Consider the following 8,110-nt stretch of genomic DNA (forward strand, 5'->3'; position numbering starts at 1 on the left):
ATTGAATGCTTAGCAGTCGAATGGATAAAAGCCAATACGAGTTGTTCAATGTACTAAATGACACTATTTTATTAAGGTTTGACCGCCTTACGCCTTGGGAAAAAAACTTTATCACGGACCTACACCACAAAGCTTTAACTAAGCAGCTCATTTCAACGAAACAAGAACAACTTGTCTTAAAAATTTCAATGAAAGCCTACAAATCAAAGAAGAAAATCGAACATTCCAACTTTTAATTTAAGCCTGTATATACCTAATCGGTTGTTGCTTTCGCATTTGGCTTGGAAAAGAAAATTGCTGGCTGTTGGAAGTCATCAAAATCCATTTCATGAGACTCTGTTGAGTTCTTGTCTTTTTCTCAAATTGAACTTCAAGGTCTGTTTTTCTCTGAATCTGCTTAACACGGCTAAATATCCTATTTTGCGAAGAGACCTCGCAACCCCGGAAGTAGAGAAAATCACTCGATCTTAGTTTGTTATCAAGAATGGCTCAGTTAAGTAACGCAAGCTACATCCAACTACTATCAATCTCTAGTTTGGTTTTGATCCGCCAAATCTCTTCAAGCCGAAAGGAAATGTCGGATAGACGGCACCTGTTACCAGGTGCCACCCTCCTCAGAACCGTACGTGCAACTTTCACTGCATACGGCTCAAGCCTCCACAAAGGCACAGTGAAGCACCCAGTAATTAAATCGTTATAGGACTAGAGCGAGACCAAAAGTTGATCGCAACATTAGCTCTTCGTGTTAATTACCTTTGCGATACGCACTTGAAGCTTTAATACCTCGCCAATGAGCACTCAGTAATTGAGAGACCACGGTTCGTTGTAAGAAGATGCACTAATTTCATTCGAAATCATCATTTGCTTTCTCTAACCTCCTTTACCTGCATACCTATCGGCCACCTTCACAGGTAGCTTTCCCATAGGGAGGTATACAGGCTTACCCTGTTCCGTATGTCGCGTAAAAATGTCAACTTAGATGCCCACAATGGTGCGGAGAGTACAATGACCACGAAAGAGCCTTGTCCAATCTCTTTCCGACTCTCGTTGCCTTTTGGCTACAGCGTATTAACCACTTCCGCTGTTTCATCACATAACGCGCCTTAAATGGATTCACATTACATTCATCATATTGACTCCCTAGCACTCACCCGATTTTGAGGTTATCAGGAGGAACATCCTCTCACGATTTTGCTCCCGCTCAGCCTAACGACCAAGCTTCGTTACGTTGTCAGAGCCGCTGCTTTATTCAGGATCTTAGGGTCATCTGGTGATACAGATGGTTCACTCTGCGTGGTGAACAACGCTTCATACGACTTCAGGTCGCACGGACAATTATGAGTTAGATAAATTGCAGTACAAATAAAAAGAGGTCTCCTTTACCTGTATTAGTTCCTATTAGCTCTGATAGGTCCCGAGGCGATAAGTGGGGGGACGTAAAGCAAACAGAACCAGCGTGGTAGGTCACGTCGATTCAGTGATTTAGTTATTACTACCACTGCGCTAATGGTGAAACGAGTCTTCTCTATGCCATTGAGATCGCTGCAAGGGTCTATCGATTCAATATTTAGGCTAGCTTCATGTTCCGTTGAGCTGCCCACATAACAAAAGTATCATTCGCCATGCAAAAGAGGTAGATATCTCATCTAAAACAAAAACAAGAGGCGCAATGCAGTGCCTAGCCATTGAGTAGAGAGGCATCAAGGTTTATGGTGAAGGTAAGTAGGAAGTAAAAAACCTTGTTCAGATGGGAAGCTTAGAGTATGGCGAAAGTTACACTTAGCGGTCGATACCAAGACGCCGGAAATCCTTGCTGCTGAGTTAAGTTTATCTAATGTTACCGGTGGAGAAGTGCTCCCGAACTTACTCAAATAAACACGCCGAAGTCTCATAGAGGTATCTGGCGATGGCGCTATGACACGAGGTCTTGTTACTATGCAATTCAGATTAAACTCGCGTTTGAGCTCATCCCCCTCCCGAAATCTCTCGGCTGGTTGCCCGGAGGTGTCCGGTTCCAATAAGTATTGGAAACAGCGGTCTGGTTATCACAAACGTTTACTTTCATAAACTTAGACATGCTCAAAGCGCTGTAGAAGCTTGGGATGCGTGAAACCTGTCGTATTGATTAAAAAGCATATCAAACGGTGAAAAATGGTCTCTCAACTGAATTACGCGACAAAGCGGCCGTGCTTTATTGTCTTCTATTTCACCCATCCTTCCAAAGCGCATCAAATTCTTGGGCTTCAAGGATGTCTTCAATGCGGCGACGAACTTTGGTCTGCTGCTTTAATTTTTCTGGCACGGTTTTACTTGGATATGGTAAGGCGTGGTTGGGTTTAAGCGGTATTTCCATGCGCTGATGGGCTGGTACGGTTCTTTTGTCCATGAGGTGTTCTCCTTATTATGAATCAATCCCACTATTTTAATATTTTGGCTGATGTCGTTCTCTTCAAGTTCATTCTGGGTGCGTGCTTGACGGGGCCTCATCTTCTTGAGGTGTAATGTATTTGGCGATGTGGTCAATTTCTTTTTTAACGACTTTGCTTTGAGTGGACGTTTTCAAAACAAGGTCTTCTGGATGTCTTGGAACCAATCCAAATTCAATTGAACTTCTGCGAGTCGCTTTTTGAGGATAAGGGTTTGACGAGCGTTTAATTGCGGTTGTTTCAAGGTTCGTTCGTAATATTGACAGACCGTGAGGGTGGTTTTGATGCTGAGGTCTATCTCACGGCTTAATTCTGTTGGTGCGAGAGAATGATTCATCAATTTTATACAAAACGAATCTCTATGCTGACAGGTGGCCACCGGTGTCGATAGCCAGTTAATTAGCGCTTGTTTACCAAGTTCGGTGATAGTGAAAGCGTTGCCTTTTGAAGCACAGTTCGCATGCGCTTCTATCCATCTTTCTTTGTGCAATACCTTAATCTCTCGATAAGTATGCTGTAGGACGGCGCTCCAATAATGGGATTGGTTGATTTCTTTGGTGACGCTGTAACCTGAGTGGGGTTTTTCATTTAAATACGTCAATATGACGTAACGTAGTGACATCTTTTTAGTTCCTTCAATTATTACAATGCGGTCGGCTTGAATGCGCTGAGATGTTTTCATCATTATTGGGGCGATTATTAACCTGACGTCTTTATGCTTCTTCCTGTCAGCTATCGCAAGAGGTTGAAGGGTAATTAATAATTAATAATTATCCGTTTTTTGATTTTGAGTTGTTGATAGGCTTTGTGGTAACCATACCGCTCTTTCCGCTTTGCTACATATAATCTTGTTTTTGACTAATATTGTTCTAGCTGCATTTTCAACCGCAAGCTCTTTCTCACTTAACTCAGAGTCAAAAACTCTTGGTGTGGCTCATGCTTTTTCCTTGAATTAGTAAAGATGATAACTTTTCAATATAAATAAAACATAAATTATTTAAATGTTCTTATTGATTGATTGAAATAGTCTATTGTCAGTTTTACCAATTTTTTAATTCCATCAAATTTTTCAAAAAATCATATTTTAGGCGGGGGAATGGACAATGAAGTTTAAAATAAGCACTATTGGACTATCAATCGGAGCGGTATTATTTGCCAATAGTGCTAACTCTTTCTATTTTCTTTTGGATGAGGGGGAAGCATGTAAAACTACAACTCTTGAAAAAGAGGTTGATGATTTTCAAGAGGACATCTCACCGATATCAGAAAAAGAAACTTCCATTGGCCAAAAGATTACTAATGAAGAAATTGGTGAGGTTATACCAGAATTTGAAACCGGAGCAATGGAGTTGGCAGAGAAAATTGGTGGAGCTATTGCCGTTGTAAGTGGTGGATTAGAATTGCTTGACGGCATAGAAAATAAAAATGCTGATGAAATCACTGGTGGTGCCGTTCTTTTGGGCTCCTACATAGCCCCGGAAATTGCAGGGGAAGTTATCGGCTCAATCTTCTCCGAGTCAATTGCGGAAGCTATAAACCCAGTTATAGGTGTTCTCATCGCTGAAGGGATTGCAATTTATGGTGATATAAAAATGGCTGGGGTCATCAACAAGATGGAAGAGTCCGATCGCACTTTGATGGGTGTCTACTCAAAAGCAATTGATAAAACAGACGCATCACTACTAAAGCTTAAAAAAATAATCCGAGGTGATAATGATGAGATTTATAATTATGAATATAAACATTTTGGAGAATTAACAGTTGAATTATATAAAAACAGTTTCCACAAATTAGCATATAGATTGATTAATGATAATTACTCTAATAGAGTAGATAAATATTTCAAAGATAACACAGTATCCACCCCAATAACCACGCAATTCGTTTCAAGTGAATTACCAGTAACTATTAGCCACCTAATCGGATTAAAGGAAAATTTAAAATACTGGTATTCAACCTCATTGACAGGGAAGAAATACATAAGCAGTTTCGGACATGTCCAATTAAATAATGCAAATTTCCATCCATCATATGAAGGCACAAACAGCATCCGATTTTCAAAATCGATAAAAAATGTTGCAATACCAAATATGCGTTGGTTGAATGATGTATTTTTCCCAGTTTTAGAGAGGACAGTAGATGTAATATATGACAATAGCGATCATCTTGTTGTTGAATTCAAAGATATGCTTACAGATACAAAATTTATCCATAGTCTTCAGGAGTCAATGATAGCCCCATATAATGATGTTCTAAAAAAATACTATTCTTGGTTATATTTTGGGCATCATATTTTGAAAAACCTTGATTATTCAGAGGTAAAGATTGAAGAAGGTTTTCTTATTTTTATATCGATATTTATGCCAATTGAAAGCTCAATAATTCAAGGCTCTGTCATGAATGATATTAAATCCAAGATTGATGTTGCTCCATTTGTTTTTGCCATAACAAAGTCACTAATTAGCCAAGGCGTCGATGTGACTGATGAGACCAAGTTTACAAAATTAATTAATGATGCATATTCGAAAATTGGAGAGGAACATTCCACCCTTAAAAACAAAATTATGAGTTCTTATCATGCAGCTAAAGACCTGGTTAATACTAAATTAGTAGATAAATCAGAAATTTCATTAAAGCCAATCAGTCAAGAAAAATTAAATTCGCTTATTGAGAAAATCGATAAACATGTGGCTGATGGAAGCCTAAAGAAAAAGGTAGATGTTGCATTAAATGATGCTGTTTCATTAATGAGTCTACAAGGTGGTGATAACTATGAGACATCATTACGATTCATTGATTATGCTCAAATGACTAGCTCTATTCAAAATAGTTACTTTAACGTTGTGGGCGCATTAATCGATAATTACGTGAAGAAACTACAAAAGTTAAGTGATTGGGAAAATGAAGCCGCTGCTGTAATCTTGAGCGATTTACGTGACGACCTGGTTGCGCTAAATAAAAACAGTAAACTCGTAAATTACTCTTCTCAAGAAGTACATAAATATTCAAGTGGAAACTTTGATTGGCTAGCGTTTAACTCAACTCCTTTTTTAGATGAAGATAATAATAAAATAATTAGGTACCTTGATGACACTATCAATTTATGGGTTCCTGTTTCTCAAACAGGACCACCCATGCGTCTGCATCACGCCAATTAGGTCGAATATTGTGATGGGAGCAGGGAAAAAGTATCTTAGATAAAGTTTTAAAAATGATTTTTTTGAGTTGATTAACTAAAAATCAAGACTATAGGAAGAGGCACTAGTTTAATTAAATCAAAGGATAATCCATTTTGATGTCTAACGTTCGAGCGACCTAAGGTTAAGAGCAAGCGTATTTCTCTTGCGTCATGTTATCCAGACAACATTGTAAATACTAATGTGGTTCTTAAAGGTGCAGTGCTAAACAGATAGAAGTGTGGTGAGAGATTTTAAGTCAAATAATCCGAACGTTAGGTGAATATCCGCTTTTGTAGTTTCTGATGTTATTGAGGGGAATTACAATGGGTTGGCTTCTCCTTTCCCCGGATTACCATAGACCAATTACTCCTTGAAGAGGTGAATCATGATGGGAAGAAAATATAAAATTAAATATATTATAAATACATTTTTGATATTGCTACTCTCTGCAATTTCATTTAGCTCGATGTCTGGGAGTCTTGAAATTGATGTAACTAAAATAAATCCAAGTGAATTAGACTCGATCAGGCCGAAAATAATAATTCAAAATGGGGAGGCAAGGCTTTCAAAAGTCGGTTTCTCTACTGAAAAGTTAGTTTTAGATAAACCCTTGGAACATTCAGAAGCTAGGAAAAAGCTATATGAGAATGTAAAAAGTATGCTTGAAAAGAACAAAAATATTTTGGCTGATATTGAGGAAGGTAAAATACCATTTCCAAATGAAAGTACTAAAAGTAGCGTAACAGAGGCTTTGCAGTTCAATGACGATTTTTTAGAAAGTGCCTCTGATACCTTGGGCTCAGATGTAATAGATTATAATAAATTATACTTTTCAACTTCATATAAAGGTGAAAATGTAGTGATTAGTGAGGTTAAGGACTGGACTGCATTAGAAAAAAGAAGCATATCTCAAGTGATGTCAGACCCCGATAACATTGTTAACACTAGGCTTAATAGACCGGGAGCGGTTAAAAGAGCGAGTGTTGAAAATGGTAGGGAGATAATTCGAGATTTAAAGAAAGGCGGAGGTGAAATAAAGAAGGTTACTGCTTTTATGATCTCGGATGTTCTTGAGACTAATTATCGAAGGATGGGTTTTTCAACACCTAACTGCTTTTAGTTTAAGTGCGTTGCTCACTCTGCCAATTATCCATAATGTCGCCTGATAATCAGATATCAATCCGCCCTCGGTCACGCAATATAATTGGTTTGTCGGTAGGTGTGTTTTTTTGAAGTGTTGACGCCTGGATTGATTGTGTTTGTAAGGTATGATTATGAGAGTGAATACATCAAGGTATGATAAGAATATAGGAAAAGGCTCTCAACTCAAAAATTGGCGATTAAATGAGCGCTTCAACAAAGCCGCTCAAGAGCGACAAGAAAACTTTGGCACATTGAGAGCCAGAGTCCTGGGCGTTAGACGTTATTTTCAAAGAAGATGAGCAACGTTGTATTTATGCAGTAGGCTCGGTGCTGAAATTAGAATTCAAGGTTATTCTTTTTTAATATAATTTACATTAATTTACATTAATTTACATTAACTTATTAAATTATTAACTTATTAACTAATTTTTTAAATGTAATCATAATTTAAAATTAATTTCTTTTGTTTAATTTTAAGATTATTAGTAATAAAATTAGGGGTTTAATAATGAAACGAGTTATATTTGACAATCATCCTTTATTATCGCAAGAAGAATTAGAAATGTTAGCTATGGTTGTAGGTGGTCGAGGAGAGGAGGGAGGGGCAAGTCGCCCAGGTCGGATTAAAAATGATCGTGATTTAGATCGAGCTGGAAGCAGGTGGAATTTGCGGCTTCGTTAGGAATAAATTTTATAGGATAATTTTGAGGTTCTCAATTTCCAGTTAGCAATTTCTCCGTAAATCCTCGCCCGCTTTTAGGGCGAGGATAGGCTTTGTTGCGTAATTAAATTTAGAGATAGAGCTACTTCGTTTCGTGTGTTTCTTAGTTAATACGACAAGCTTTAGGCATACCTAACCCAGTAAGCTTGTTCAACGCTTTTATCATCGCGTAAGTCTCACCCACCTGCGCATTGTAATTTCTTAAGCTCAATCGTCCTCTTAGTAACTGTTTAACTCGATACATCGCTGTTTCTGAGAGTGAACGTCTGTGGTATCCATACCGCTCTTTCCAATACTTATTTGAGCCGTATAACTTCTGGCTACCCACGGCGAGATTTCGAGGATGACCACGTTCCCAGAAGGCAGCCCCTTCTCTTGGGGGAATAAGCGCAACGGCTCGCTTAATCTCAATAGCAGCGTGACATGCTCTCGTGTCGTAAGCGCCATCACCAGACACCTTAAGGATACTTCGGCGTGTTTGTTTCAATAAGTTAGGGAGGACTTCTCCATCTGTAACCGTCGATAAACTTAGCTCGGCTCCAATAATTTCATGAGTGCTTGTATCAACGGCAATATGCAGCTTTCACCAGACTCTACGCTTGCCATCTGTCCCGTGTTTTTTGACTTTCCATTCACCTTCG

Annotated in this window: 5 protein-coding genes and 4 pseudogenes; 5 read left to right on the forward strand and 4 right to left on the reverse strand. The window is 38.5% G+C overall.

Going from position 1 to position 8,110, the window contains the following annotated elements; all coding sequences use genetic code 11:
* The first annotated feature begins 5 nt into the window (after window positions 1-5).
* Window positions 6-236 carry a hypothetical protein gene (locus AB6D06_RS22075; protein WP_016800070.1) on the forward strand — a complete coding sequence of 77 codons (231 nt, stop codon included), beginning with the start codon at window positions 6-8 and terminating at the stop codon, window positions 234-236.
* A 13-nt stretch (window positions 237-249) separates the two neighbouring features.
* Here the strand turns inward: AB6D06_RS22075 and AB6D06_RS22080 are convergent.
* Window positions 250-609, reverse strand: a pseudogene (locus AB6D06_RS22080) (hypothetical protein); the annotation flags it as partial.
* An 846-nt stretch (window positions 610-1,455) separates the two neighbouring features.
* Here AB6D06_RS22080 and AB6D06_RS22085 point away from each other — a divergent pair.
* Window positions 1,456-1,605: pseudogene (locus tag AB6D06_RS22085) on the forward strand (transposase); the annotation flags it as partial.
* A 601-nt stretch (window positions 1,606-2,206) separates the two neighbouring features.
* Here AB6D06_RS22085 and AB6D06_RS22090 read toward each other — a convergent pair.
* Both AB6D06_RS22090 and AB6D06_RS22095 read right to left on the reverse strand, forming a co-directional pair.
* Complete coding sequence (locus tag AB6D06_RS22090) at window positions 2,207-2,386, reverse strand: hypothetical protein (RefSeq protein WP_016800071.1); 180 nt, start codon at window positions 2,384-2,386, stop codon at window positions 2,207-2,209.
* Between the two features lie 173 nt (window positions 2,387-2,559).
* Complete coding sequence (locus AB6D06_RS22095) at window positions 2,560-3,111, reverse strand: PadR family transcriptional regulator (RefSeq protein WP_240798338.1); 552 nt, start codon at window positions 3,109-3,111, stop codon at window positions 2,560-2,562.
* 418 nt (window positions 3,112-3,529) lie between these two features.
* Here AB6D06_RS22095 and AB6D06_RS22100 point away from each other — a divergent pair, with 418 nt between their 5' ends.
* The 3 genes and pseudogenes from AB6D06_RS22100 to AB6D06_RS22110 form a co-directional block, all read left to right on the forward strand.
* The gene (locus tag AB6D06_RS22100; protein WP_017103569.1) at window positions 3,530-5,584 is read left to right on the forward strand and encodes a hypothetical protein; all 2,055 of its coding nucleotides are present in this window, start codon (window positions 3,530-3,532) and stop codon (window positions 5,582-5,584) included.
* A gap of 406 nt (window positions 5,585-5,990) precedes the next feature.
* On the forward strand, window positions 5,991-6,725 hold the full coding sequence (locus AB6D06_RS22105; protein WP_372111864.1) for a hypothetical protein: 735 nt from the start codon (window positions 5,991-5,993) through the stop codon (window positions 6,723-6,725).
* Window positions 6,726-6,971: 246 nt separating this feature from the next.
* Window positions 6,972-7,087: pseudogene (locus AB6D06_RS22110) on the forward strand (ISAs1 family transposase); the annotation flags it as partial.
* 485 nt (window positions 7,088-7,572) lie between these two features.
* On the opposite strand, the pseudogene AB6D06_RS22115 reads toward AB6D06_RS22110, so the two are convergent.
* Window positions 7,573-8,110: pseudogene (locus AB6D06_RS22115) on the reverse strand (IS5 family transposase); the annotation flags it as partial.

Origin of the sequence: Vibrio sp. 10N.239.311.G01 (assembly GCF_041465805.1) — a bacterium.
In the GTDB taxonomy this organism is placed as follows: Bacteria; Pseudomonadota; Gammaproteobacteria; order Enterobacterales; family Vibrionaceae; genus Vibrio; species Vibrio crassostreae_C.

What these genes read in the sequence shown, in the direction of transcription:
- AB6D06_RS22090 (WP_016800071.1), bottom strand. Translation starts at nt 2,386, where the DNA reads ATGGACAAAAGAACCGTACCAGCCCATCAGCGCATGGAAATACCGCTT.
- AB6D06_RS22075 (WP_016800070.1), top strand. Translation starts at nt 6, where the DNA reads ATGCTTAGCAGTCGAATGGATAAAAGCCAATACGAGTTGTTCAATGTA.
- AB6D06_RS22100 (WP_017103569.1), top strand. Translation starts at nt 3,530, where the DNA reads ATGAAGTTTAAAATAAGCACTATTGGACTATCAATCGGAGCGGTATTA.
- AB6D06_RS22105 (WP_372111864.1), top strand. Translation starts at nt 5,991, where the DNA reads ATGATGGGAAGAAAATATAAAATTAAATATATTATAAATACATTTTTG.
- AB6D06_RS22095 (WP_240798338.1), bottom strand. Translation starts at nt 3,111, where the DNA reads ATGATGAAAACATCTCAGCGCATTCAAGCCGACCGCATTGTAATAATT.